18 protein-coding genes are annotated in these 25935 nt (G+C 72.5%); 14 read left to right on the forward strand and 4 right to left on the reverse strand.

What is annotated here, in order from left to right; genetic code table 11:
* Positions 1–107: 107 nt before the first annotated feature.
* Both nhaA and acs read right to left on the reverse strand, forming a co-directional pair.
* Positions 108–1337, reverse strand: coding sequence for a Na+/H+ antiporter NhaA (gene nhaA / locus ACRB68_RS17665; RefSeq protein WP_153533530.1), 1230 nt, complete (start codon positions 1335–1337; stop codon positions 108–110).
* 175 nt (positions 1338–1512) lie between these two features.
* Positions 1513–3483 (reverse strand): acetate--CoA ligase, encoded by a 1971-nt coding sequence (acs, locus tag ACRB68_RS17670; RefSeq protein ID WP_153533532.1) that lies wholly within the window; start codon positions 3481–3483, stop codon positions 1513–1515.
* A 207-nt stretch (positions 3484–3690) separates the two neighbouring features.
* Here acs and ACRB68_RS17675 point away from each other — a divergent pair, with 207 nt between their 5' ends.
* From ACRB68_RS17675 to ACRB68_RS17720, 10 genes are all read left to right on the forward strand, one after another.
* The gene (locus ACRB68_RS17675) at positions 3691–4479 is read left to right on the forward strand and encodes a Fic family protein (protein WP_328594350.1); all 789 of its coding nucleotides are present in this window, start codon (positions 3691–3693) and stop codon (positions 4477–4479) included.
* Between the two features lie 36 nt (positions 4480–4515).
* Positions 4516–5136 carry a pentapeptide repeat-containing protein gene (locus tag ACRB68_RS17680; RefSeq protein WP_153533534.1) on the forward strand — a complete coding sequence of 207 codons (621 nt, stop codon included), beginning with the start codon at positions 4516–4518 and terminating at the stop codon, positions 5134–5136.
* Between the two features lie 995 nt (positions 5137–6131).
* Positions 6132–7175 (forward strand): septum site-determining protein Ssd, encoded by a 1044-nt coding sequence (gene ssd / locus ACRB68_RS17685; protein ID WP_153533536.1) that lies wholly within the window; start codon positions 6132–6134, stop codon positions 7173–7175.
* A complete protein-coding gene (locus tag ACRB68_RS17690) occupies positions 7172–8314 on the forward strand; it encodes a TadA family conjugal transfer-associated ATPase (RefSeq protein ID WP_328594352.1) in 1143 nt (380 codons plus the stop codon). The genes ssd and ACRB68_RS17690 overlap by 4 nt, the downstream gene beginning before the upstream one ends.
* A gap of 1337 nt (positions 8315–9651) precedes the next feature.
* Entirely contained in the window at positions 9652–10266 is a 615-nt protein-coding gene (locus tag ACRB68_RS17695) for a type II secretion system F family protein (protein WP_153533537.1), read from the forward strand.
* Positions 10267–10543: 277 nt separating this feature from the next.
* Positions 10544–11017 (forward strand): type II secretion system F family protein, encoded by a 474-nt coding sequence (locus ACRB68_RS41330; RefSeq protein ID WP_235959423.1) that lies wholly within the window; start codon positions 10544–10546, stop codon positions 11015–11017.
* Positions 11018–11117: 100 nt separating this feature from the next.
* Positions 11118–11306, forward strand: a complete 189-nt coding sequence (locus tag ACRB68_RS17705; protein WP_328594353.1) for a DUF4244 domain-containing protein — start codon at positions 11118–11120, stop codon at positions 11304–11306.
* A 652-nt stretch (positions 11307–11958) separates the two neighbouring features.
* Positions 11959–12333, forward strand: coding sequence for a TadE family type IV pilus minor pilin (locus tag ACRB68_RS17710; RefSeq protein ID WP_153533541.1), 375 nt, complete (start codon positions 11959–11961; stop codon positions 12331–12333).
* A 157-nt stretch (positions 12334–12490) separates the two neighbouring features.
* Complete coding sequence (locus ACRB68_RS17715) at positions 12491–12859, forward strand: Rv3654c family TadE-like protein (protein WP_194293355.1); 369 nt, start codon at positions 12491–12493, stop codon at positions 12857–12859.
* A 221-nt stretch (positions 12860–13080) separates the two neighbouring features.
* Positions 13081–14583, forward strand: a complete 1503-nt coding sequence (locus tag ACRB68_RS17720; protein ID WP_153533545.1) for a hypothetical protein — start codon at positions 13081–13083, stop codon at positions 14581–14583.
* A 1096-nt stretch (positions 14584–15679) separates the two neighbouring features.
* Here ACRB68_RS17720 and ACRB68_RS17725 read toward each other — a convergent pair.
* On the reverse strand, positions 15680–17974 hold the full coding sequence (locus ACRB68_RS17725) for a DEAD/DEAH box helicase (RefSeq protein WP_153533547.1): 2295 nt from the start codon (positions 17972–17974) through the stop codon (positions 15680–15682).
* Between the two features lie 250 nt (positions 17975–18224).
* Here ACRB68_RS17725 and ACRB68_RS17730 point away from each other — a divergent pair, with 250 nt between their 5' ends.
* The 4 genes from ACRB68_RS17730 to ACRB68_RS17745 all read left to right on the forward strand — a co-directional run bounded on the left by ACRB68_RS17730 (position 18225) and on the right by ACRB68_RS17745 (position 23639).
* Positions 18225–18578: an STAS domain-containing protein gene (locus ACRB68_RS17730; RefSeq protein WP_067483866.1), complete on the forward strand. Its 354-nt coding sequence runs from the start codon at positions 18225–18227 to the stop codon at positions 18576–18578.
* A 13-nt stretch (positions 18579–18591) separates the two neighbouring features.
* A complete protein-coding gene (locus ACRB68_RS17735) occupies positions 18592–19044 on the forward strand; it encodes an ATP-binding protein (RefSeq protein WP_153533549.1) in 453 nt (150 codons plus the stop codon).
* Between the two features lie 1491 nt (positions 19045–20535).
* Entirely contained in the window at positions 20536–22950 is a 2415-nt protein-coding gene (locus tag ACRB68_RS17740; RefSeq protein ID WP_153533551.1) for a sodium-translocating pyrophosphatase, read from the forward strand.
* A gap of 215 nt (positions 22951–23165) precedes the next feature.
* The gene (locus ACRB68_RS17745) at positions 23166–23639 is read left to right on the forward strand and encodes a SixA phosphatase family protein (protein WP_153533553.1); all 474 of its coding nucleotides are present in this window, start codon (positions 23166–23168) and stop codon (positions 23637–23639) included.
* Here the strand turns inward: ACRB68_RS17745 and ACRB68_RS17750 are convergent.
* Positions 23608–25896, reverse strand: a complete 2289-nt coding sequence (locus ACRB68_RS17750; RefSeq protein ID WP_153533555.1) for an FUSC family protein — start codon at positions 25894–25896, stop codon at positions 23608–23610. The genes ACRB68_RS17745 and ACRB68_RS17750 overlap by 32 nt on opposite strands.
* Positions 25897–25935 lie beyond the last annotated feature (39 nt).

The following is a 25935-nucleotide window of genomic DNA, read 5'->3' on the forward strand; positions in this document are numbered from 1 at the left end:
TCTCCTTCCAGGGACCCGGCTCCAGGACCGGCCCTCAGCCTGGCAGCCGGGCGGTTCGCCTGGCCACCCGGTGTCACCACCACCACCGCACCGGAGGCGGCTCGCGCTCAGTTCGTCGCGTCCTCGCGCGCGCGCTCACGCACCCTCCTCCGGAAGGTGACGGCCGCAGCCGCTGAAGCGAGAACACTCGCGATCAGGACCGCTGTCGTCACTCTCTCGAATTGTGCGGGGTCGGGATAGGCCAAACCGCCGATCAACAAGGAAACGGTGAAACCGACCCCGGCGAGCATCGCGACCCCCGCGATCTCCCGCCAGCGCAGTTCCTCCCCGAGCGTGGCCAGGCCGAGCCGGACGGCCGTCCAGGCACCGCCGAGGACGCCCACGAACTTACCGATCACCAGTCCGGCGATCACGCCCAGGGCCACCCGGTCCTGCAGCACCCCGGTGAGCGCGGCCCCGCCGAGCGCGACGCCCGCCGACAGGAACGCGAACACCGGCACCGCGAACCCGGCCGAGAAGGGCCGCAGCACATGGTCGGCGCGCTCGGCGTTGGTCGGCCGGCCGTCCGGCGGCTCCCGGCTGGAGGTCAGCATGCCGAGCGCCACCCCGGCGACGGTCGCGTGGATGCCGCTGCGCTGCACGCAGTACCAGGCGAGCAGCGCGACCGGCGCGTAGATCCAGGGGGAGCGCACGCCCCGGGCCTGCAGGACGCCGTAGACCGCGATCAGCGCGACGCCCGCCAGCAGCGGCAGCAGGTTCAGCGAGCCGCTGTAGAACAGCGCGATGATGGTGATGGCGATGAGGTCGTCCACCACCGCGAGCGTCAGCAGGAACGCCCGCAGCGGCGCCGGGCAGGAGGAGAACGTCACCGCCAGCACCGCCAGCGCGAACGCGATGTCGGTGGCCGTCGGCACCGCCCAGCCCCGCAGCGCGCCGTCCACGCCTGCGCTCACCATCAGGAAGACCAGCGCGGGGAACACCACGCCCGACACCGCCGCGATCACCGGCAGCGCTGCATCACGCGGATCGCGCAACTCGCCGTGCGTGAGCTCCTCGCGCAGTTCCAGCCCTGCCATGAAGAAGAAGAGCGCGAGCAGTCCGCCCGACGCCCAGTGCTGCAGGTCCATGTGCTCGAGGTGCAGCCACTCCGGGCTGATCTCGTAGGACCGCAGCCGCTCGTAAGCATCGGACCAGGGGGTGTTCGCCCAGATCAGCGCGGCGATGGTGGCGGCCAGCATGATGATGCCGCCGACCGTCTCGGTGCGCAGCGCCTCGGCCAGGTTGCGGCTGTAGCGGGCGGTCGGCCGGAACGGCCAGCTGGCAGTAGGACGCGGCATGAATCCCCCGGAAGGCAGGCGAACGGGTCAGGGCGTCGCCCACCCCCGAACCGGGACGGGCCACCCCACGCCGACCAGACTTCCCGGCACACCTGTCCAGGAGCGTACCCGGATGATCACCCCCTAAGCGCGTGCGGGGCCCGCCCGGAATCCGGGCGGGCCCCGCACGGCCGGGTCAGTCCTCGGACTTGGTGCCCGGGAGCTTCTGCGAGATCAGGTCCATCACCGTGCTGTCGGCCAGCGTGGTGACGTCGCCGATGCTGCGGTTCTCGGCCACGTCCTTCAGCAGCCGCCGCATGATCTTCCCGGACCGGGTCTTGGGCAGCTCCGGCACGATCATGATCTGGCGGGGCTTGGCGATCGGGCCGAGCGAGCGGGCGACGTGGTCGCGCAGCTCCTTGGCGAACTCGTCGCCCTCCACCTCCGCGCCGGCGCTGCCGCGCGGGATGACGAACGCCACGATGGCCTGCCCGGTCACCGGGTCGGTCGCGCCGACGACCGCCGCCTCGGCGACCTTGGGGTGCGACACCAGCGCCGACTCCACCTCGGTGGTGGAGATGTTGTGGCCCGACACCAGCATCACGTCGTCGACCCGGCCGAGCAGCCAGAAGTCGCCGTCCTCGTCCTTCTTGGCGCCGTCGCCCGCGAAGTACATGCCCGGGAACCGCGACCAGTAGGTCTTGACGTAGCGCTCGTCGTCGCCCCAGATGGTGCGCAGCATCGACGGCCACGGCGACTTCACCACCAGGAACCCGCCGCCGCCGTCCGGCACCGGGGTGCCGGTGTCGTCGACGACGTCGGCGTCGATGCCCGGCAGCGGCCGCATCGCCGCGCCCGGCTTGCCCGCGGTCACCCCCGGCAGCGGGCTGATCATGATGGCGCCGGTCTCGGTCTGCCACCAGGTGTCGACCACCGGGGTCTTGCCGGCGCCGATGTTCTCCCGGTACCAGACGTAGGCCTCGGGGTTGATCGGCTCGCCCACGCTGCCGAGCACCCGCAGCGACGACAGGTCGAAGCGGGCCGGGATGTCGTCGCCCCACTTCATGAACGTGCGGATCGCGGTCGGCGCCGTGTAGAAGACCGTCACCTTGTACTTGGCGATGATCTCCCACCAGCGGCCCTGGTGCGGGGTGTCGGGCGTGCCCTCGTACATGACGCTGGTCGCGCCGTTGGCGAGCGGCCCGTACACGATGTAGGAGTGCCCGGTCACCCAGCCGATGTCGGCCGAGCACCAGTAGACGTCGGTCTCGGGCTTCAGGTCGAACACCGCGTGGTGGGTGTAGGCCGTCTGGGCGAGGTAGCCGCCGGAGGTGTGCAGGATGCCCTTCGGCTTCCCCGTCGTCCCGGAGGTGTAGAGGATGTACAGCGGGTGCTCGGCGTCGTGCGGCTGCGCCTCGTGCTCGTCGCTCTGCCGGTCGACGACGTCGTGCCACCACACGTCGCGCTCCTGCGCGTCGACCTCGGCGCCGGTGCGGCGCACCACCAGCACCCGCTCCACGCTCCCGGCCGCGGCGACCGCCTCGTCGACGGTCGGCTTCAGCGCGGACGGCTTGCCGCGCCGGTAGCCGCCGTCGGCGGTGATGACCAGCCTGGCCTGCGCGTCGTCGATGCGGGTGCGCAGCGCCTCGGCCGAGAAGCCGCCGAACACCACCGAGTGGGTCGCGCCGATCCGCGCGCACGCCAGCATCGAGATCGGCAGCTCGGGGATCATCGGCAGGTAGATGGCGACCCGGTCGCCCTTGCGCACCCCGAGCTCCAGCAGCGCGTTCGCGGCCTTGTTGACCTCGCGCTGCAGATCGGCGTAGGTGAGGGTGCGGGTGTCGCCGGGCTCGCCCTCCCAGTGGTAGGCGACGCGGTCGCCGCGGCCGGCCTCCACATGCCGGTCGACGCAGTTGTAGGCGACGTTCAGCTCGCCGCCGACGAACCACTTGGCGAACGGGGGGTTGCTCCAGTCCAGCACCTCGTCCCAGGGCTTGGACCACGACAGGCGCTCCGCCTGCTCGGCCCAGAAGGCGAGCCGGTCGGCCGCGGCGGCGTCGTAGGCCTCCGCGGTGACGTTCGCGGATTCGGCGAGGTCGGCCGGCGGGGGGAAACGACGCTTCTCCTGTAGGAGATTCGACAGCGTCTCGTGGCTCTTCTCGCTCATAGGTACTCCTCGCTAACCGAAAGAGACTCCCGGAAAGCCCACTCCACCAGGGGATCCCCCCGGTGGGCAAGCGTTCCCTGACGACTCTGGCAGGGGGTGCCGGGCGCTCCAGATGCTATGTGATGCCCGACACAGCAGGCCTTCCCGGGCCGCGGGCGCGGGAACCCGGGGCACGAACGCCTCCCCCGACCGCATAAAGTTCGGCCCGTGACCGATGCCCTTGCCCAAGTAGCGGACCTGCCCGGCGTCGCCGACGCCGTCGCCGACGCGCGCAAGGCGGTGGACCGCCTGCTCGGCCACCGCATCCTGCGGCGCCGCAGCGCCGAGGTCTCCACCGAGTCGGCGCTGCGCGGAGCGCGCGCGTCGGCCGTGCTGGAGGGCGCGACGGTCACGCTGGACGAACTGCGCACCACCGAGAACCCGGCCGACCCGCTCGTGCAGGGCGCGCTGCGGGTGTCGGCCGAGCTCGGCACGCTCACCGAGACCTGGCGGCAGGCCCCGCGCCAGGTGCTGGCGCGGCTGCACGTCCTCGCCGCCGCCGACGCGGTCGACGGCGCGCTGCTCGGCCGCCCCCGCGACGGCGACGCCGCCACCGACGCGCTGAAGCTCGGCGACGCGCCGTCCCCGGCCGAGGTCGCCGGGCGGCTGGACATGCTGTCGGGGCTGCTCACCACCCCGACCAAGGCGCCCGCGCTCGTCGTCGCGGCGATCGTGCACGGCGAGCTGCTGACGCTCCGCCCGTTCGGGTGGGGCGACGGGATCGTGGCGCGCGCGGCGCAGCGGCTCACGCTCATCGAGCGCGGCCTAGACCCCAAGTCGCTCGCCGCGCCCGAGGTGGGGCACCTGGAGCTCGCCGGCGAGTACGCCGAGGCCGTGCGCGGCTACGCGTCCGGCACGTCCGAGGGCGTCGCGGCCTGGGTCCGGCACTGCGCCGCGGCGACGGCCGCCGCCGCCCGCGACTCGCAGGCCATCTGCGAAGCGTTCATGCGCGGCTGACGGTTCTGTCGGACCCGCCGCGTACCGTGGCGGGTCATGGCCGACCGCTCGCATGGACGCCCCGTCCCGCCGACCGACACCACCGTGCGCTCCGCCGACTGGGACTCCCGGGACATCTCCGGTGAGCGGCACACGGGCGTGGAGTTCATCGACCTGGACATGACCGAGGCGACCGGCACGGGCGCGGTGTTCACCGGGTGCACGTTCCGCGGCGCCCGGTTCAACGCCTCCGTGCACACCGACTCGGCGTTCGTGAACTGCACCTTCGTCCGGTGCGCCTTCTTCGACGCCGCCTTCACCGGCTGCAAGCTGGTGGGCAGCGTGTTCGACGGCTGCACCCACGACCTGCTGAAGGTCTCCGGCGGCGACTGGTCGTTCACCGGCCTGCGGGGCGCCGACCTGCGCCGCGCCGCGTTCGAGGACGTCCGGCTGCGCGAGGCCGACCTGACGGGGGCGCGCTGCGCCGGGGCGGCGCTGCGCGGCGTCGACCTGTCGGGCGCGATGCTGCACCAGGCCGACTTCACGGGCTGCGACCTGCGGGGCAGCGACCTGACGTCGCTCGACCCGCTCACCGTGCAATTGCGCGAAGCGGTGATCGACCCCTACCAGGCCGTCGTGCTGGCCACCGCGCTCGGCCTGGAGGTGCGGGAGGCATAGCGAACGGCGCCCCCGAAGGGAGCGCCGCCGCCAGTCACGTCAAACCGGGTTACCAAGCGTGCACCTGTATTCGTCGGAGCGGGTCAAGCCCGTCTCGACGCGCCTCCCGCGGCTGGTCGCGCGTGGGTGCCCGGCTGCCGTGCTCGGACACTTGGTCCGTAGCACCTGTCTACGCCTCATAAGCGCAGATGACAAGCCCGCATTCGTAAAACCGGCCCCTGGGACAGGGTGCCTGCGGCCGGGGTCCGTTCCTCTCCGGACCACCGTTATCCGGGCGGAGAGCCCCATTCCGCCGCCCGCGCATTGATCACTCACCGTGATCGGGCTCTTTTCGCCACATGCCCTCGCGGATCTTTGCCTCTCCGCTACGCTCCCCCTCCGAGCCGGTCGCTTTCTCCTTGCCAGGGCCCGCAGGTGGGCAACTTCGCAACCAAGTGAAAAAAACGTGCACCCTCGGATGTGCTTGCGGCTCGACGGAAGTCTCGAGGATCAGGCAGCATATGTTGTATCGGCTTAGACTGATGACGGTGGCTTTGCAACCCCTATAGATCGAACCGGCGCGCCCGCGCTAAGCGCGATCTTCTTGAGACTTTCTTGGAAAACGGGCCGGCTCTACCCCCCCGGAGCCGGACCGGCAGGCGACCCCCGCTCTCCCCCCCGGCGGGGGTCGCCCTTACGCGGACGGGCGGGTGGCAGGACCGGACAGGTCCTGCCACCCGCCCGTCCGCTTTAGCGGCGGCCGGCGTCAGTCGTGTGTGGCGCGTGGGATACAAGGCATTGCGCGTGGCGTTCTGCGACAGGCGACGTCCCTGTTCGGCGCTCCGCCCACGCGCGGACACAAGCGGCATTCCGCCGATGGCCGGCCACACCCAGCGAACACCAGGTCACAGCGCCCGCAGGCCTGCGACGCGAAGTTATCCACAGGTTGCGGAAAACCTTCCCCGGAACTCCCCGCGCTCGCATTCTGTAGTCACTCGACTCCGGAAGGACTTCAGATGACCGTCGCGGCCCTGATCATCACCTCGGACCCGTCCATCGCCGACGACCTGCTGCGGCTCGCGGCCGCCGCGAGCGCCGAGGCCGAGGTGGTCCGGTCCGCCTTCCAGGCCCGGGACGGCTGGTCGTCCCCGCCGCTGGTCCTGGTGGGCGGCGACATGGCGCACCAGGTCGCCGCCCTGCCCCGGCGGCCCGGCGTCGTCCTGGTCACCCGCCCGTCCGACGCCGAGGGGCACCAGCGCGCCCTGCACGCGGGCGCGCAGGACCTGGCGCTGCTGCCCGACCACGAGCCCTGGCTGATCGACCGGCTGGCGTCGGCCGCCGAGCCGCCGGCCGGGCAGGGGACCGTGGTCTGCGTCTGCGGAGCCCGCGGCGGTGTGGGCGGCAGCGTCCTGGCGGCGGCGCTCGGGCTCACCGCGGCCCGCGCGGGCCGGCGCACCCTGCTGGTCGACGGCGACCCCTACGGCGGCGGCCTCGACCTCGTGCTCGGCCTGGAGGAGCAGCCCGGCGCCCGCTGGCCCGACCTGGCGTCCCGGCGGGGCCGCCTCTCGGCCACCACGCTCCGCGAGGCGCTGCCCGGCCTCGGCGACCTGTCGGTACTGTCCTGGCGCCCCGACGAGCCGGTCTCGCTCCCCGAGGAGCCGGTGCGGTCGGTCCTCGACGCCGCCGTCCGCGGCTACGACCTCACCATCGTCGACATTCCGCGCCAGCCCTCCGACCTGACCCGCACCTGCCTGGGCAAGGCCGACGTCGTCTACCTCCTGGTCCCGTGCGAGATCCGCGCCACCCTTGCGGTGGGCGCGCTGAAGGGCGCCTTCACCACGGCCGACGTCCGCCTGGTGGTCACCACCTCCGGCAGCCTCACCCCGGACGTCCTCGCCCAGGCGCTGGAGATGACGCCCGCGGCCGTGCTCCACCAGGACCGCCGGGTGCTCTCCGCCCTGGACGCAGGCGAACTGCCCCACGCCCTCGGCAAAGGGCCGCTCGCCGACCTGTGCGGGCACCTCCTCGCCGGCCTCGCACCGCGGCGGGAGGCGGCGTGACCGGGCTGTCGGACGCGGTCCGGGGACGGCTCGCGGGCACCGGCGGCGAACCGACCGCGGGCCGCGTGGCCGCCGCACTGCGCGCCGAGGAACGCCTGCTCGGCGACCGCGAGGTGCTGGCCCTCACCGACGAGCTGCGCGCCGAGTTCGTCGGCACCGGCCCGCTGGAGCCGCTGCTGCGCCTGCCCCAGGTCACCGACGTCCTGGTCAACGGGCCGGACGAGGTCTGGGTCGACGCGGGCTCGGGGCTGACCCGCACCCCGATCCGGTTCCCGGACGAGGCGTCCCTGCGGCGCCTGGCCCAGCGTCTCACCGCCGCCGCCGGGCGCCGCCTGGACGACGCGTCCCCCTGCGCTGACGCCCGGCTCCCCGGCGGCATCCGCCTGCACGCCGTCCTGCCGCCCATATCCAGGGGGACCTGCCTGTCGCTGCGGCTGCCCCGCCGCACCGCCTTCGCCCTTGAGGAAGTGGTGCCGCCCCCCGCGGTGGAACTCCTCACGGCCCTCATGGCGGCGCGGGCGGCCTTCCTCATCACCGGCGGCACGGGCACCGGCAAGACGACGCTCCTGTCCTCGCTCCTCGGCCTGGTGGACCCGGCCGAACGCCTCGTCCTGGTCGAGGACTCGGCCGAGCTGAATCCGGACCATCCGCATGTCGTCCGGCTGGAGACCCGTCCGCCCAACGTCGAGGGCGCGGGCGGCGTCACCCTCCACGACCTGGTCCGCCAGGCCTTGCGCATGCGCCCCGACCGCCTGGTGGTGGGCGAGGTCCGCGGCCCGGAGGTGCGAGATCTGCTGGCGGCGTTGAACACCGGGCACGAGGGCGGCTGCGGCACCCTGCACGCCAACCGGACGGCGGACGTCCCGGCCCGCCTGGAGGCCCTGGCCTGCGCCGCCGGGCTGAGCCGCGAGGCGGTGCACAGCCAGTTGGCGGCGGCGCTGGACGTCGTCGTCCACCTGGTCCGGGACCCCGGCGGGGGCCGCCGCCGGATCGCCGGAGTGGGCGTCTTCCAGCGGACCGGGGAGGGGCTGGTCGAGGTCGCCTCAGCGGTCTCCTTCACTCCGGCCGGCGACCTGCTGCCGGAAGCCGGCGCGTCCGCGCTGGCGGCCCGCCTGGGCGATCACTGGGCGGCTCCGTGAACGCCGGGCCGGCCATGGTCTGTGCCGCGGCGGCGGCCTGGCTGCTGTTCGGCCCCGGCCCCGCGACCCTGCGCCTCCAACGCCTGATCGGCCGGCCGCCGTCCCGGTGGCAGGCCATCGTCCGCAATGTGCCGGCGCGCATGGCCGCGATCCGGGAGCACAGAAACCGCCCGGCCCGGTGGCGCGGCTCGGTCATCGAGTTGTGCGACGGAATGGCGGCCGAACTGTCCGCGGGCCGGACACCGGACGAGGCGTTCACCGCCGCGGCGCTGGTCCTGGAGCCGGCCATCGCCGCGGCCCTGCGCACCGCCCCCACCCCGAGACCGCCTCAAAAACCCACAAAAGCCCCATTGGCCGCCCTCGGCGAACTCTTCCACTTCCTCATCTCAACGAACGATGAGCCGCTTCCATCAAACGGATCCCCCGCAGAGCCGCCGTCGGCGACCGATCACCCCAAAAACACCATTCACGCGCCCATTCCAACCCCCAAAAGCCCCAAACAACCTCAATTCGACCATATAGCGACACTTGCCAGCCGCCCGGCCGTGCGCCAACCGCCAATCGCCGAAGATTCCCGGCCCGCAAGCGCCCCTAAGCCGCGCCCTTCCCCACCTGAGGACGAGCGTCCACATGAACCGCCCACTCTTCCCAGCCCAGCGACCACCTGGCCGGAACCGGCAGGCACCTGGAATACAACGGGCGAGCTCTCCCATGAACGATCGACCAACCGAACGTCCGAACCACCAGGCAGTCGAGAAGAACAAGCGGCTGCCTCCACTGCTGTCTGGAGCACCCTGGAGACGGCCGCTTCCACATCCCCGTGGGCATGGCGGACACCCACTGCCTCCCCAAGCCGCCAACCCGATGAGCCGCCTCCCGCCCCTGAAGCAAGAACTCCCGGCAAGCAGGAGGCCACCCATGGGGCTGCTCCAGGGCAGCACCTGCCGGCCACCGGACCCTCCGCTACGAACAAGAGGCGTCCAGCAGCCTCGAACACCTTCGCCGACGACACAAAGGACACGCCTCCACCGGACCGAACCTGGCAGACGCCAGAAGCGAAACCGGCTGTCCCCAACACCAGCGAAGCATCATGGCCCTCGCCCGATGACACGAGCGGAGCGCCGGATCCAAGCCGGGCCCAACAGACACAGGCCATGAACCCCAGCACTCGTGTCGAGGCCGCCGCCCACCAGACAACGAGAACTTCGGCCCCTCTCCCGCCCCCTCCAGTCCAGAATCGAGCAACGGCCGCCCCCGGCACGCCCACCCCCGCCCAGCACCACCAGGACACAGACACATGCGGGCCGGCGCAAGAGTGGTCTCTGCCCGGCGTCGGCATGTCCGTCTCCGCCCAGCACCACCAAGAGGCAGACGCGTTCGGGCTGGAGCAGGGGCGAGGCTTGCCCGGTGTCGGCAAGGCTGCAGCCGCTCAGCGCCGCCATGACGCGGGCGCGTTCGGGCCGGTGCAGGGGTGGGGCTTGCCCGGCGCCGGCATGTTCGTAGGTGCTCAGCATCACCAGGGCGCGGAGGTGTGCGGGCTTGAGGAGGGGTGGGCCCTGCCCGACATGCCCATGCCGGAGCGGTTGCGGCGGCTTTCCGGCGAGCCAGGGGCCGAAGGGTTGCGCCTTCTGGCGGCGTGCTGGCGGGTCGGGGCGGAGCGGGGCGGCACCTTGGCCACGGTCCTGGACGGTCTTGCCTCCGCACTGCGGGCCGAGGAGGCGCAGCGGCAGGAGGTCGTCACGCAGCTGGCGGGACCGCGGACGACGGCGCGCATGCTCGCGCTGCTGCCCTTCTTGGGGCTGGGCATGGCGGCCGCCCTGGGGGCGAATCCCCTGGGCTTCCTGTTCGGGACATTGCCAGGAGCGGGATGCCTCCTCCTGGGAGTCGGGCTCGATCTGGTCGGGCTCTGGTGGACACGGCGGCTTGCGCGCAACGCCGAAGCGCTCCGGTGAAGAGGAAGCGATGATGATGCTGTGGGCGGCCGTCCTGTGTGCGGCGGCGTGTGGATTCTTCTTGCCGGAGAAGCCAGGTCCTGTCGAGAGACCGGGCGCACGAAGCCGGAGCTCACCTCCGCAGAAGGACGCTACGACCGCACAAGGACGCGAACGCCTTCTGCAACGTACGGCGGCCGGTGTGGCCGGGCTCATCTGTGCGGCCGTGGTTGGCGGGCCCGTCGGTGGGATCGCCGGGATCCTGACAGGCGTCGCGATCCACCGGTCGTTCGCGTACATGGGCGATGCGGAGACCCGCCGCCGGAGGGCCAGGCTGGTCGCCGACCTTCCAGTGGGCGTGGACCTGCTCGCGGCCTGCCTGCGGGGCGGCACCCCGTGGAGCGAGGCGGTCGAGGCCGTCGCGGAGGCCGTGGGCGGCCCGCTGGGCGAGGACCTGCACGGTGTCGCGGTGCGGATCCGCCTCGGAGTCGACCCGGCTGTGGCGTGGCTGGCGCTCGCGGACGAACCGATGCTGGCGCCTCTCGCCCGCACCGCCGTTAGGGCCACCCGCAGCGGCGCGGCACTCGCGCCGACACTGGCGCGGCTCGCGAGGGACCAGCGCAGAACCGCCGGTGCTGCCGCCGCGGCACGGGCCCGCGCCGCAGGGATCCGTGCGCTCGTCCCGCTGGGGCTGTGCTTCCTGCCCGCCTTCGTACTGCTCGGAGTGGTGCCGGCCATCGCCGGCATGGCGTCCACGTTCCTGACCCCCTGACCACCAGGTTATCCACAGAACGTCATTCGACTGTCGCAGTCTGTGGCCGAGGCGCAGGCTGGTTCCAGGCGCGGACGAGCGCCCCGGGAAAGGAGTGCCAGTGAAGATCACATGGCTGCGGCGCTGGAGCCGCAGGACCAGGGACATGGGGATGACGACCGCCGAGTACGCGGTCGGCACGATCGCCGCCGCCGGCTTCGCCGGCCTGCTCTACAAGATCGTCACCAGCCCGCAGGTAAGAGGGCTCCTCGTCGGGATCATTCGTAGAGCCCTGCAACTCGGCGGGTAAGCCGATTCGGGAGCAGAACGGCACGCACCCCGTCAGATGCCCGAACCGCCGATCTCACGAAGACGACGCGGCCAACACCTCACCGAGCCAACGCACCAGGGCGTAGGCACCCTTAAAAGCAACGTGGACAGATGAGAGCGCCAGTACTCGCCGAAGTCGACACGTCAGCCCCCTGCACAGTGACCCCGAGGCGGCACGACCACCGGGGCGGCATGGCAGGCCCCGACTCGCTGGCAACGCATGGCGAGATAGTCGAGACATCGGCGTGGCAGCCACGACCAATGTGACCAAACCCCAGATGCAGTTGCGGTCCGTCGCAGGTTGCGAGACCAGGTCGCAGTTGAGCCGCCGCAAGCGGCATGTTCGGCACGTAAGCGCTTAAGGCGCGGCGTAAGCGACGCAGCGCACCGGACAGACCACGTGGGTTCACCGCAGGTGGTGTGCCCGAGATGTGAGGGCGGTGATCCAGTACAGGCGGCGTGACATGTGCCGAAGCTGTGCGGCGGTCTTCTGTGTGCGGCGCGGGCGCGCGTGCGGGGTGGTGGGGAGGGCAGGAAGTGGGGTTTGCGGAGTCGAAGGTGGTGGAGCCGGACATGAGAGGGGTGGGGTTTTGCAGGGGGCGCGGCCGGGGCGCCGGCGGAGTGATCAGGGCATGGTCACGGCGGAGATCGCCTTGGCACTGCCCACGCTGGTGCTGGTCACGGTGGTCATCCTGTGGGGAGTGACGGTCGCCTCGGTCCATCTCGGCTGTGCCGATGCGGCGCGCAGCGGTGTACGACTGGCCGCGCGGGGCGAACCGCTGCCCGCTGTGCGGGCGTTCATCGCCCGCGCCGTGCCCGCTGGGGCGGTGATCGCAGTCCGGCGGGACGGAGAGTCGACGCGTGTTGAGATCTCCGTTCCCGTGCGTCCGCCAGGCACGTCCGGTTTCTCGCCACTGCTGGTTCGCGTCCAGGCCATGGCCGCCACCGAACCCGGAGTAGAGGCGGACTCGGCCGGACCTCCTTCCGGCCAGGGGCCCGCTCCATGACGGGCCTCGCGGGTCGTACGGCTCGAGCGTCGGCGGGTTTTCTCCGGGGCTGGGGGCGGCGGGTCGGTGTTCTGGGGTGCGGGAGAAGGCGGCGCGGGGCGAGATGAGGGAGAGCGGGGGCGATGGGTGCAGGCCTGGCCGGGTGGGAGGTGAAGGGGTGATCCAGCGGAAGGACGCGGGGGCGGGGACGGTACTGGTGGTGGCGTTCCTCGGGGCCGTCTGGCTGGCAGGGGTTGCGGCCATGGCCGTGGGAGGGGTGCGGGCCGCGCGCCAGCGGGGGGATGCGGCGGCCGATCTCGCGGCACTGGCCGGGGCGCAGCGGGTGGCCGAGGGGAGCGCGGTGGCCTGCCGGAGGGCCGGGGAGATCGCGGCCGCCTCGCGGGGCAGGCTGTCGCGGTGTGCCGTGCGCGGCAGGGACGTCGAGGTCTCGGTGAGCGTGGACGCGCGTGTGCCGCTGGGGGTCGCGGAGGTGCGGATCGTTTCCCGGGCCAGGGCTGGTCCTGCGGCGCCGGAGGGCGTACCCTGACGGCCGATGGCTTGTTGCACTGGATGTCAATAGTTGCTGGAGACGACTTTGTCATCTTTCTGTGACTTTGACTACCGGTTGGTACGTTACGCTGCCGTAAGCCCGTAGTCACCGCTCGATGTGACGGTGCCACACGACCACTCGCCCCCGACCGTCGCTCCCCGAATCCGGCGGTACGCGCAGAGGCTTCCGGCAGGTCGTCCGATGAAGGGATTGAGGCCGTGACCAACATTCGCAGGATCGGTGCGATCACGCTTGCGGCACCCCTTGCGATAGGTTTCCCGGTTCTCGGTGGCACCTCGGCGCACGCCGCCGCCTCGACCAGCGTCCTCGCGCCGCAGAGCGGGGCCGTCATCACCAGCGGCTCCTCGGTCACCGCGCGGGCCCACTACGACTTCACCGTCCGGATGCAGTTGCGGGTCAAGGCGCCCGGCTCGGGGGACAGCTTCCTCACCGAGGGGTCGGGAGCGGGCAACCTGTCGGCGCCCATCTCGCTGCAGCGGAACGGCCGGTACACGGTCTACCTGAAGGGCGCGCTCACCAACCACGTCTACGACTCCAACACCTTCACCGTGCGCATCCCGCCGGCGTCGCCGAGCGGGGTGTCGGCCAGCGCGTCCGGGAACAAGGTCAAGGTGAGCTGGAACCTCGGGCTGGAGAGCGACCTCATCGGTTACACGGTCTCGGCTCCCGGCGCCGGTTCCAGGAGCGGCTCGGTCGGCGGCCTCTGCTCCGGCACGAGTTGCTCCACCACCCTGCCGCTCTCCTCGGGCACGAGCGGCAGCGTCTCCGTCAGCGTCCGCGCCAAGCGCGCTACCGGGACGGGCGGCTCGCTCTCGTCCGGTGCCGGGACGGCGAACGTCTCGGTCGGCGGCGGCACCGGCACCGGCGGTGGTGGCAACAACGGCGGCGGCGGCAACAACACCACGCTGCCCCCGCCCACCAACAACACGACGACGCCGCTGACGCCGTTCAACAACAACTCGCCCGTCACCCTGCCCTCGGTGCAGCCGCCCGGTGCCACGGCCGGGTTCGCCTACCCGACGCCGCAGGTCGCCGACCAGAACGCGCCGAAGGCCAAGAACGTCGCGGCGACCGACAGCCTGCAGTGGGGCAAGAGCATCGGCATCGCGATGATCCTGCTCGTCGTCGCCGCGCACCTGGGGACGTGGACGCGCCGGCTGCGGGTCGCCCAGGCCGGCGTGAGCCGCCAGGGGATGGCCGCCCGCATGGCGCGGAGCGGCACCGGCCGCAAGCGGGTCAGCAAGGCCCGCCAGCACATCGCCAACGCCGAGGCCAGGGCCAAGACCGCGCCGTTGACCCCGGCGGTGAAGGCCGCCGAAGGCAAGCCCGGCGCAGCCAAGGGACCGAAGCTCGCCGGCAAGGGCGTGAAGGCGGCTGCGGCGAAGACCGTGGACGGCGCGAAGGTGCCGGCTTCTTCCGAGCCGAAGGCCGCGGAAGGCTCGAAGAGCACGACCGCTCCCGCAACGAAGGCTGCGGACGGCGCCAAGGGCCCGGTCGCCCCCGCGCCGAAGGTCAAGGACGGCGCGAAGGACACGGCCGCTCCCACGCCGAAGACTGTGGACGGCGCCAAGGCCCCGGCGGCCAAGGCGGACGCGAAGCGTCGGCCGACGCGGCTGGGGAAGCGGACCGCCAAGAACGATGCGGCGCAGCCTAAGTCTGAGGGACGTCGCGACGGCAAGCCGGGCAAGGACGAGGCCTGACGGCGGTCGGCAGGTCCGTGAGGGCGTGGCTGTCGCGTTGGCAGGCCCGGAGCGCTTGTTTTGAGATTCGGTGACGGCTTGGTGGGTGTGAAGCGTCGGGCGGAGTGGCCGGGGAAGCCGGACCGCCAAGGACGGCGCGGCGCAGCCTGAGTCTGAGGGGCGTCGTGTCGGCACGTCCGGCGGGGCCTGCTGGCGGTGGGTCAGTCCGTGAGGCGTAGTTGATCGCTGAGTTGCCGGGTGTGGCGCGGCTGCCGCGTCGGTAGGCCGGGGCGCTTGCTCTTGGGGTTCGGTGACGGCCAGGTGGATGCGATGCGCCGGGCGATGCCGTGGGGAAAGCGGCCGCCGAAAGTGATGTGGCGCAGCCCGGGGCGAGGGACGTCGTGATGGCGGGCCGGGCAAGGATGGGGCCGACGGCGGCCAGCGTCCTATAGGACGTGGTCTGGTTGCGCTGGCTAATACGCCTTTGTCGGGGATGGCCTGTGATGTGACGGGGCAATCCGGCTTGAGTGGGATCTGAGGTCGGTTGTTCCGTTGGGGCGGTGATGGCCGCATGCTGTTCAGGTCCGTCAGGGGGGGACAGGGGGCGAGCTTCGATGGTGACCGGGTCGCTCCCAGGCGGCGCTGGTCAGGCGCAGGCGCTGAGAGAGGGCGAGCGCGCCACGGATGACGTGGCGGTCGGTGCCGTCGAGGCGGTGGGAGACGGCCTAGAGGGCGTGGTCGTCCGCGAAGGCGGCCTCTTGGGCGCCCAGGCCGGAAGGCCGTAGCACCGCGGCCCGCGTTCCGGTGCTCAGGCCCCGATGGCGCGGGCCGGGCAAGGAGCCGGTGGACGCCTGGCGGGTGATCGGCGGATCGCATGCGTCCTGACGACCTCGCCGGTATGGAAGACGGTGAGACCGAGCGCCCGGTTCCCGCCAGTGGTGGAGGAGGATGCTCCGCGCGAGCCGGCGGCCGGTCGGTCCTGGGGACGGCGAACGGCATCACGCCGGGGTCATGGATGCCTTCGGTCGCCGGCCCGGCCAGGGCGGCGGGCTCCTCGGGCGACGGCGGGCGCGGTGTTCTCAGCCGTGGTCGCCTCACCCGCGCAGGCGGCTTGGTTTCAGGGGGCGCCGCGGAGGAGTTCGGCCAGCATGTCCAGGGCGCCGTGTTTGTCCAGGGGGTCGTTGCCGTTGCCGCACTTGGGGGACTGGATGCACGACGGGCAGCCCGCCTCGCACTCGCAGGAGGCGATGGCGTCGCGGGTGGCGCTCAGCCAGCCGGCCGCCTCGGCGTAGCCGCGTTCGGCGAAGCCCGCGCCGCCCTCGTGGCCGTCGTAGACGAAGACCGTGAGCAGGCCCGTGTCGGGGTGCAGCGCCGTCGAGACGCCGCCGATGTCCCAGCGGTCGCAGGTCGCGAACAGCGGCAGCAGGCCGATCGAGGCGTGCTCGGCCGCGTGCGCCGCGCCCGCGACGTCCATGTCGCCGAGGGACTCCAGCTGGTCGGGGGACAGCGTCCACCAGACCGCCCGGGTGCGCAGGGTGCGCGGGGGCAGGTCGAGGGGCTTCTCGCCGAGCATCTCGCCCGTCTGCAGGCGCCGCATCTGGTAGCCGACGACCTGGTTGGTCACCTCGACGGTGCCGTGGCAGAGGGTCGCCTCGCCCCAGGCGGTGGAGCGCAACTGCTCGACGATGCGGATGTCGGTGACGTCGCGGGCCGTGGTGGAGTAGTCGGGCTCGGCCGCCTCGACGAGGGCCACCGAGTCCTCCAGGTCCAGGGTCTGGACGATGTAGGACTCGCCCTGGTGGATGTAGACGGCGCCCTCGTGGACCATGGAGTGGGCCGACGACTCGTCGACCGTGCCGAGCAGCCGGCCCGTGGACAGCTCGATCACCTGGACGGGCGGCCCGCCCGCGCCGCGGATGTCGGCGAGGTCGCAGGCGCGGTCGCGGCGCGTCCAGAACCAGCCGGTCGGGCGGCGCCGCAGCAGCCCGCGCCGCACCATGTCGGGGAGCAGGTCGGCGGTCGTGGGCCCGAACAGGGCGGCGTCGTCCTCGGTCAGCGGCAGCTCCGACGCCGCCGCGCACAGGTGGGGTTCCAGGACGTAGGGGTTGTCGGGGTCCAGGACGGTCGCCTCCACCGGGCGGCCGAAGACGGCCTCGGGGTGGTGCACCAGGAAGGTGTCGAGGGGGTCGTCGCGGGCGACCAGGACGGTGAGGGAGGCCTGCCCCGAGCGGCCGGCGCGGCCCGCCTGCTGCCAGAGGGACGCGCGGGTGCCCGGCCAGCCGCAGACCAGGACGGCGTCCAGCCCCGACACGTCCACCCCGAGCTCGAGGGCGTTGGTGCTGGCCAGGCCCACCAGGGTGCGGTCGCGCAGGGCCGTCTCCAGGGCGCGGCGCTCGGCGGGCAGGTAGCCGGCGCGGTAGGCGGCGACCTTGTCGACGAGGGAGGGCGCCGCCTCGGCCAGGGCCCGCTTGGCGCCGAGGGCGACCGACTCGGCGCCGCGGCGGGAGCGGACGAAGGCCAGCGACTGGACGTTCTCCGCCACCAGGTCGGCCAGCAGGTCGGCGGCCTCGGCGGTGGCGGTGCGGCGGACGGGCGCGCCGTGCTCGCCGCGCAGCTCGGTCAGCGGCGGCTCCCAGAGGGCGAAGGCGGCCGGGCCCCGGGGGGAGGCGTCGGCGTCCACGGCGACCACGTCGGCGCCGGTGAGGCGGGACGCCGTCGTCGCCGGGTCGGAGGTGGTCGCCGACGCCAGGACGAAGACGGGGTCGGCGTGGTAGCGGGCGCAGATCCGGCGCAGGCGGCGCAGGATCTGCGCGACGTGCGAGCCGAACACGCCGCGGTAGCCGTGCGCCTCGTCGATGACCACGTAGCGGAGGCGGCGGAGGAAGCCGCGCCAGCGGGCGTGCGCGGGCAGCAGGGAGCGGTGCAGCATGTCGGGGTTGGTCAGCACGTAGTTGGCGTGCTGGCGGACCCAGGCGCGCTCGTCGCGGGGGGTGTCGCCGTCGTAGGTGGCCGCGCGCACCCTGGTCAGGCGGAGCGCCCGCAGGGCGCGCAGCTGGTCGGCGGCGAGGGCCTTGGTGGGGGAGAGATAGAGCACAGTGCCGTCCTGGCCCTCGTCGTAGATCGTCGCGACGGCGGGCAGCAGGTAGGCCAGGGACTTGCCGGAGGCGGTGCCGGTCGCCACGATCACCGAGCGGCCCGCGTGGGCGTGCTCGGCCGCGGCGGCCTGATGTTCCCACGGCGCCTCGATCCCGGCGGCCGTCATCCGCTGGACGAGCGGCTCGGGCGACCAGTCCGGCCAGCGCGCGCGACGCCCCTCACGTGCGGGAACGTGCTCGACGTGGGTGATGCGCTCGCGCCGGGACGGGTCGCCCAGCAGCCGGTCCAGCGGCGGTGAAGATCTTTGATGGGACATCAGGTTTTCAGTCTGCCAGCCTGGGCAAAACCAGGGGAACGCCCCGGTGCCGGTGGTCCTGTTCCCCCTGCCAAGAACGGCAGATCACCAGGTCAGACGGGACGGTACGAACTTTCGTCTCTCTGGACGATAACGTGCCTCCATGACGCCGGGGCGTGGTTGAATCTCGACGGAGTTCCGTCGCCCGGATCACCACCTTGGAGTTCAGGGCGTCGCGGAATGGAATGTGCTGTACGGCGCTGGAGGATCTGTGGACCTGAAGGTGAACGACTACACCACCGACGACGGGCTGACCGTCATCACGGTGGAGGGCGAGATCGACGTCTACACGGCGCCGAAGCTTCGCGAGAAGCTCATCGACCTGGTCAACAAGGGCAAGTTCCACCTGCTGGTGGACATGGAGAAGGTGGAGTTCCTCGACTCGACGGGGCTCGGCGTGCTGGTCGGCGGCCTGAAGCGGGTGCGCGCCCACGACGGTTCCCTGGAGCTGGTGTGCACCCAGGAGCGCATTCTCAAGATCTTCCGGATCACCGGGCTGACCAAGGTCTTCGGCATCCACGACTCGATCGCCGATGCCGAGGAGAAGCGCAAGGGCGCCAAGTAGCCGGCCCCCTGAGATGGCGATCGTTGAACTCTCTTTCAGTGCGCTGCCCGTGCACGTCCGGACGGCCCGTCTGATCGTCACCGCGGTGGCCCGCCGCTGCGGTGTGGACGAGGCCCTGCTGGACGAGGTGCGGCTGGCGGTCGGTGAAGCCTGCTCGCGTGCGGTGGAGGCGCATCGCCGGCAGTGCCCGGACGAGCCGGTGCGGCTGGAGCTGGCAGGCTCCGGCGGCCGGTTCGAGGTGACCGTGAGCGACGCCGTCCCCGGCGACGACGGCACGGGGCCGGCGGGCGACCTGGCGGCCGTGGGCGCGCCCGAGGAGCTGGACTTCCTGTCCGACGACGGCGTGGACCTCGGTCTGGCCGTCATCGCCGGCCTGGCCGACGACGTGGACATCTCGGCCACCCCGAAGGGCGTCCAGATCCGCATGAGCTGGCCTGCCTCGGCGAGTCTGGCCGAAGCCGACTGACCCCCGGACCAGTGTCCGAAGGCCCCGTCCCGATCATGGGACGGGGCCTTCGGCCGTGTTGAGCGCCGGCGCGAATGGCTGTGCCTCGCAATCCCGGCCCTAGGGGCTCGCGGACCCGTCCTCGGCCGCGCTCGGGAGAGCGCGGCTGATCCGCGATCTTGCGGGGTCCAGGGGGTTCGTCGGCCCATCCCTTGGCCGTGCTCAGAGGCGCGTGCGAAGCGCTTCGTGACCGACTCGAGGGTGAGGCTCGCTTCCGGCGTCGCCACGCTCCTAGGTCGGTGACGCTCTTGCGGGAGGGCCGGGGTGACCGCGCAGGGCTCGTGCCGTGTGTGAAGAGCATGTGCGCGTAGCGAGCGGTGCCAGATGGTGATTCGCCTCCGGCGTTCCCCCACCGGGGGGCGCATTCGTGTGCGGGTTGAGGTTGTTGCGCGGGGCTCGGGCTGTGCGGGGCGGTGGCCAGCCCTCTGGTCGTGCTTAGGCGAGTGCGGTAGACCCGGTGGGGTTCGCCTTTGGCGTCGCCCTGCCGGCCGGTAGCGCACTCGCTTGGTCGTTGAGGTTGTTGCGCAGGATCGATGACGCGCTCGCTTGATGGCCGTGGGGATTCGTTTCCGGCCCAGCGGCTCGGCCCATCCCGGGGGCGCTCGTGTGCGGGGTGGGGTCGTTGCGCGGGGTTCGCCTTCGGCGTTGCCCTGCCTGGGGGGATAGCGCATTCACGTGGGTGCTGAGGTGCCGTGTGGGGCTGGTGGTGGGCGCCTCAGGGGTGGGTCGGGGCGTCTTAGGGGTCCGCGCGGGGATCTGAGGCGGCGGGATAAGGCATCGTCCCCATGTGGGCTCAGGGGGCTTAGCGCGAGTCTTTCAGGTGTCGGGCCGGGGGAGGCCGGTCCGGCACCCGACGAAGGAGCCCGCCATGATCCACCCCGAGTTCAGCCAGGCCATCGCCAAGGACCGCGTCAAGGAGCTGCGGGCGCAGGCCAAGGCCGACCGGCGTGCCGCGCAGGCGCGCAAGCGGTGAGCCTGCCGCACGGCTGCCGCCAGGGTCCCCGGCGCCCCCCGCTCGTACGAGCGGGGGGCGCCTTTGTGCGCGGACCCGGTGCGGGCGGTGAATCACCGACGTGAGATCGTTTTCCCGTCGGCTCTGGAAAGCCATTTATGGTTCGGTTATAATCTGATATAGAGACGGCCTGGAATTGGCGGCACCGGGGAAAGCGGGTGCTGTCAAGATCCTTTTTGCGGGAAAATCGGGTCGCGGTGCTGACCTGCGCCAACGGGCGGGGCGATCAGGTGGCCGGATGGAATTCAAGACGCCCGTGATTGCTATCGGGTACCGCCTTCGTTAAGGGGGCCGGACTCTTCTCTTCGCGGCGTGGCCTGCGTGGACTCCGGGCGCCCGCGTTGCCGTGCGAGGAGTTCCAAAACAGCGCCCGCGGGGTACGCGGTAAAGAATCGCCCTTATGGGTGATCGGATCGCCACGCCCCTGTCGAGGAGGACGGATGTCTGGGCTTTCCCTGTCAAGCCCGGCCGGCGCAGAAGTGGATCTCGGCGGCGGCGACCTCACCCTGGTCGTCGTCGTCGCAGTGGTCGCGCTGCTGGCACTGGCCGTCGCCGCAGGACTGGTACGGGAGGTGCTGGCCGCCGGCCAGGGCACCGAGAAGATGCAGAAAATCGCGCGGGCCGTCCAGGAGGGCGCCCTCGCCTATCTGAAACGCCAGTTCCGCACGGTGGCGGTCTTCGTCGTGCTGATCCCGCTGGTGCTGCTGCTCCTGCCCGCCGACAGCACCGGCGAGCGGATCGGCCGGTCGGTCTTCTTCGTCATCGGGGCGCTGTTCTCGGCCGTCACCGGGTTCACCGGCATGTGGCTGGCCGTGCGCGGCAACGTCCGGGTCGCCGCGGCGGCACGGGAGGAGGGCGGCGAGCGCAAGGCGATGCGGATCGCGTTCCGCACCGGCGGCGTCGCCGGGATGTTCACCGTCGGCCTCGGCCTGTTCGGGGCGGCCGTGGTCGTGCTCGCCTACAAGGGCGACGCGCCGAAGGTACTGGAGGGCTTCGGGTTCGGCGCGGCGCTGCTGGCGATGTTCATGCGGGTCGGCGGCGGGATCTTCACCAAGGCCGCCGACGTCGGCGCCGACCTGGTCGGCAAGGTCGAGCAGGGCATCCCCGAGGACGACCCGCGCAACGCCGCCACCATCGCCGACAACGTGGGCGACAACGTCGGCGACTGCGCCGGGATGGCCGCCGACCTGTTCGAGTCCTACGCGGTCATGCTGGTCGCCGCGCTGATCCTCGGCAGCGCGGCGTTCGGCACGCAGGGCCTGGTGTTCCCGCTGATCGTGCCGATGATCGGCGTGATCACCGCGGTGATCGGGATCTTCGCGGTGGCGCCGCGGGCCAAGGACCGCTCGGGCATGTCGGCGATCAACCGCGGCTTCTTCGTCTCCGCGGTGATCTCGGCGCTGCTGGTCGCGGTCGCCGCGTTCGCCTACCTGCCGTCGTCGTTCGCCGGCCTGGACGGCGTCACCGACGCCAAGATCAGCGGACTGGACGCCGACCCGCGCTGGGTGGCGCTCGGCGCGGTGCTGATCGGGATCGTGCTGGCGAGCGCGATCCAGCTGCTCACCGGGTACTTCACCGAGACCTCCCGCAAGCCCGTGCAGGAGGTCACCGGCAGCGCCCGGACGGGCCCGGCCACCGTGATCCTGTCGGGCATCTCGCTCGGCCTGGAGTCGGCCGTCTACACCGCGCTGGTGATCGGCGCGGCGGTGTACGGGGCGTTCCTGCTCGGCTTCGGCAACACCACCGTCGCGCTGTTCGCGGTGGCGATGGCCGGCACCGGGCTGCTCACCACCGTCGGCGTGATCGTGTCGATGGACACCTTCGGCCCGGTCTCGGACAACGCGCAGGGCATCGCCGAGATGTCGGGCGACGTGACGGGCGAGGCGGCGGCCGTGCTGGAGCGGCTGGACGCGGTCGGCAACACCACCAAGGCGATCACCAAGGGCATCGCGATCGCCACCGCGGTGCTCGCCGCGACCGCGCTGTTCGGCTCGTTCCGCACCACGGTGGTGGAGGCGCTGGCGGGCGCGTCGCGGGACGCCAGGGACGCGCTCGGCTCGTTCGCCTCGTTCAGCCTGTCCATCGACAACCCCAACGTGCTGATCGGGCTGATCGCGGGCGCGGCGGTGGTGTTCCTGTTCTCCGGGCTGGCGATCATGGCGGTCGGCCGGGCGGCCGGCCGGGTCGTGGTGGAGGTGCGCCAGCAGTTCCGGGACCACCCGGGGATCATGGACTACACCGAGGAGCCCGACTACGGCCGGGTGATCGACATCTGCACCCGGGACGCGCAGCGCGAGCTGGCCACCCCGGGCCTGCTGGCGATCCTGACCCCGATCGCGGTCGGGTTCGGCCTCGGCTACGCGCCGCTCGGCGCGTTCCTGGGCGGCGCGATCGCGGCCGGGGTGCTGATGGCGGTGTTCCTGGCCAACTCCGGCGGCGCCTGGGACAACGCCAAGAAGCTGGTCGAGGAGGGCCACCTCGGCGGCAAGGGCAGCCCGGCGCACGAGGCCACCGTGATCGGCGACACCGTCGGCGACCCGTTCAAGGACACCGCGGGCCCGGCGATCAACCCGCTGATCAAGGTGATGAACCTGGTCGCGCTGCTGGTCGCGGACGCGGTCGTCACCTACGCGGGCAACGTGGGCCTGCGGATCGGGGTGACGGCGGCGGCGGTCGTGGTCGTCGTCGGCGCGATCGTGCTGTCCAAGCGGCGCGCCGACCCGATCGGCGCCGACCTGGCCGGGGCGGGGGCGCCCGGCGCCGTCACCGGGGAGGGCGCGGCGGCGCTGCCCGCCGAGCAGCCGGCCGTCCCGCCGCAGGGCACGGCCTCGCCGGAGGACGCCGGCAAGGTGTGAGCGGGACCGGCGGGGCCCTTCCCGGGCCCCGCCGCCCGGGCACCGCGCAGCGGCCGTACGCTGTACATACGGGACGGCGACGGGAGGCACGCGTGAGCGGCGAGAACAAGACGGTGGCGGGCCCGAAGGGCATCGCGATCGTCCTCTGCGGGATGCTGGGCATCATGCTCGCCCTCTGGGGCCTGGCCGCGCTCGTGGCCCCCTAGGCTGGCGGCATGCCGACGCTGATCGTCCTGCGCCACGCCAAGGCCGCCGCCGGGATCGGCCTGGCCGACTTCGACCGCCCGCTCACCGAGCGCGGCCGGACGGACGCCGCCGCGACCGGCGACCGCCTCCGCGACCGCGGTCTGCTCCCTGACGCGGTGCTCTGCTCGCCCGCGCTGCGCACCCGGCAGACGCTGGAGGGGCTGGCGCTCGGCGACGGCGTCCCGGTGGAGTTCGAGCAGGGCATCTACGACAACGACCCGGCCGTCCTGGCGGACCTGGTCCGGCTGACGGGCGACGAGGCGCGGACGCTGCTGCTCGTCGGGCACAACCCCGCCGTCCACCAGCTCGTCCACGACCTGGCCGGCGACGCGGCGCCGCGGGAGTTCCCCACCTGCGCCGCCGCCGTCATCGAGCTGGGCGGCCCGTGGCGCGACCTGGTCCCCGGCACCCTCACTTCCGCGTGGACGCCGAAGGACTGGTGACGGTCAGGGCGGCGCGGGCCGACTTGATCAGCTTGTCGGTGTCGCGGCGCAGCGCGCGCGCGGCGTAGCGGGTCCCCGAGACCTGCAGCAGCGCGTGCTGCAGCGGGGTGGACTCGTCGGGGCCGGCGCCCGCCTCGACCTCGGAGTTGCGGCGCCGGGCCAGGTTGGACAGGTGCTCGTCCAGGTCGGTGAACTCCCCGTCGAGCCGTTCGTCGGCGGCGGCGTCGTCCTTGTCCTCCCTGTCCGCCCGTTCCTCGGGCGGGTCGTCCAGCGCGTCGGCGGCCTCGTCCAGCCGGTCGGCGACCCGCTCCAGGATCTCGGGGACGGGCCCGATGTCCACATGGTCCTCGCGGACGATCCGGCCCATCGCGATCAGGTGGTCGCGGATGCGGTTGGCGGCGCGCACGGCCGTGTCCAGCTCGTTGATCTGCTCCTGCCGCGGGACGCGCTCCTCGCTGAGCCGCGCGCGGGTCTCGTTCACCTTCTCGGTGGCCTGCTCGGCCGCGGTGAGCTGGCTCTGCGGGAGCTGCTCGATCTCGCCGCCGTCGACGAGCGCCGAGGTGGTGCGGGCGAGCTCGGCGTGCGTGCAGAGCAGCCGGTCCAGCAGGAGGGGGAGCCGCTGGGTGTAGCCGTGCGGCCACAGCAGCCGCACCGCGAGGAAGGCCAGGGCGCAGCCGGCGAGGGTCAGCACGACGCGCTCGCCCGCCGACGTCCAGGTGGAGGGCGTGGAGAACTCCAGCAGCATCATCGCGAGCGGGGTGCCGAACAGCGCCCAGTAGGTGAAGTTGACGCCGCGCAGCGAGAACGCGGCCATCGCGAACGCGAACAGCACCAGCGCGGCGGACAGCTGGTCGGGGGTGAGGGCGAGCAGGACGGCGGCGACCACCGAGCCGGCCACGGTGCCGCCGACGCGCTGCATCAGGTGGGTGACGGTCTCCTCGTAGGTGCCGCGCAGGCTCTGCATGGTGGTGATCGTCAGCCAGGGCGCGTGCCGGAGCCGGAGCGCGGCCGCGATCGCCATGGCGACCGCGACGGCGACGGCCTGCCGGGAGGTCTGCCGGAAGTCCGGCGAGCGGGTGCGCACCGCGTGGCTGAGCTGCTCCCACGCCGACAGCGGGTGCGGGGCGAAGGGGCGCGGCGGCCCGACGCCGATGTGCACGCCGCCCTCGGCGACGCGGCGGGCCGCGTCGACGCTGCCGGCGATCCGCTCGATGGAGCGCCCGATCTGGTCGACCAGCGAGACGGCGACGATGTCCTCGTCGCCGGCCATCCCGGCCCGGCGGATCTTCTCGCTCTGCCGGGCGAAGCGCCGCACCGCCGGCGACTCCTGGTCGCCGAGCGGCAGGTCGGCGGGGTTGGCCACGGTCGCGGCGATCAGCCGGAGCCGGGCGGCCAGCGCGGTGACCGCGACCCGCGCCTCCAGCTCCCAGGGCCGGTCCGGCGGGTGCCGCTCGGCGGCGCCGATCAGCGACTCCAGCGCGATCGTCTCGTGCATGATCCGGCCCAGGTGCTTCAACAGCCGGTCCGGGCGGGTCGGCTCGCCGGTCCGGACCGCCCGGTAGAGCCCGACGGTGCCGCGGGCGCGGGCGAGGGCGCGCGAGGCGGTGCGGCGGCTCTGCTGCCAGCCGGGCGGGCGGGCGACGGCGGCGAGCCCGGGGTCCTCGGCCTCGATCCTCTCCAGCGGCGCGGGGTCCTGCTCGCCGATCTCCTCGACGACCGCGTCCAGCGCGCCGGCCACGCCCTCGGCGGCGTCGGCGAGCGCGGTGCGCAGCGGCCGCAGCCGGCGGGCGGGCCAGGGCGCCAGGAGCAGCGCGCTCATCAGCAGGCCGCCGACCAGCTCCAGCAGGCCGTTGTAGACGATGTGCTCGCTGTGCGGCCGGACGGCGGTCATCAGCACGGTGAGCGCGGCGGTCGGGCCGATCCAGCGGACGGCGCTGCCGAGCGCGACGATCGGCGGCACGACGACGACGGCGAGCCAGGTGTGCCCGGACAGGAACCCGCCGATGGTGGCGCAGACGGTGATGACCGCGACGGTGGCGGCGAGGTTGCGGGCCAGCACGCCGTAGTGGCTCTCGGGGGTGCGCAGCGCGACCAGGTAGGCGCCGAGCGAGATCGTCGCGCCCTGCGCGTCGTGGTCGGTGAGCGCGCCGACGATCAGGGGCAGCGCCACGGCGAGCGAGGCGGCGAACCCGTAGACCGGCGTCGCATGTCCCTCGATCTCGGCATACGCGTCCCGCAGACGCTGCAGCAGCCTCACGCTCACCCCCTGCCCGCGTCCTACCCGGAAACGGCGGGG

This window comes from Actinomadura macrotermitis (genome assembly GCF_009604375.1).
Lineage (GTDB): Bacteria > Actinomycetota > Actinomycetes > Streptosporangiales > Streptosporangiaceae > Spirillospora > Spirillospora macrotermitis.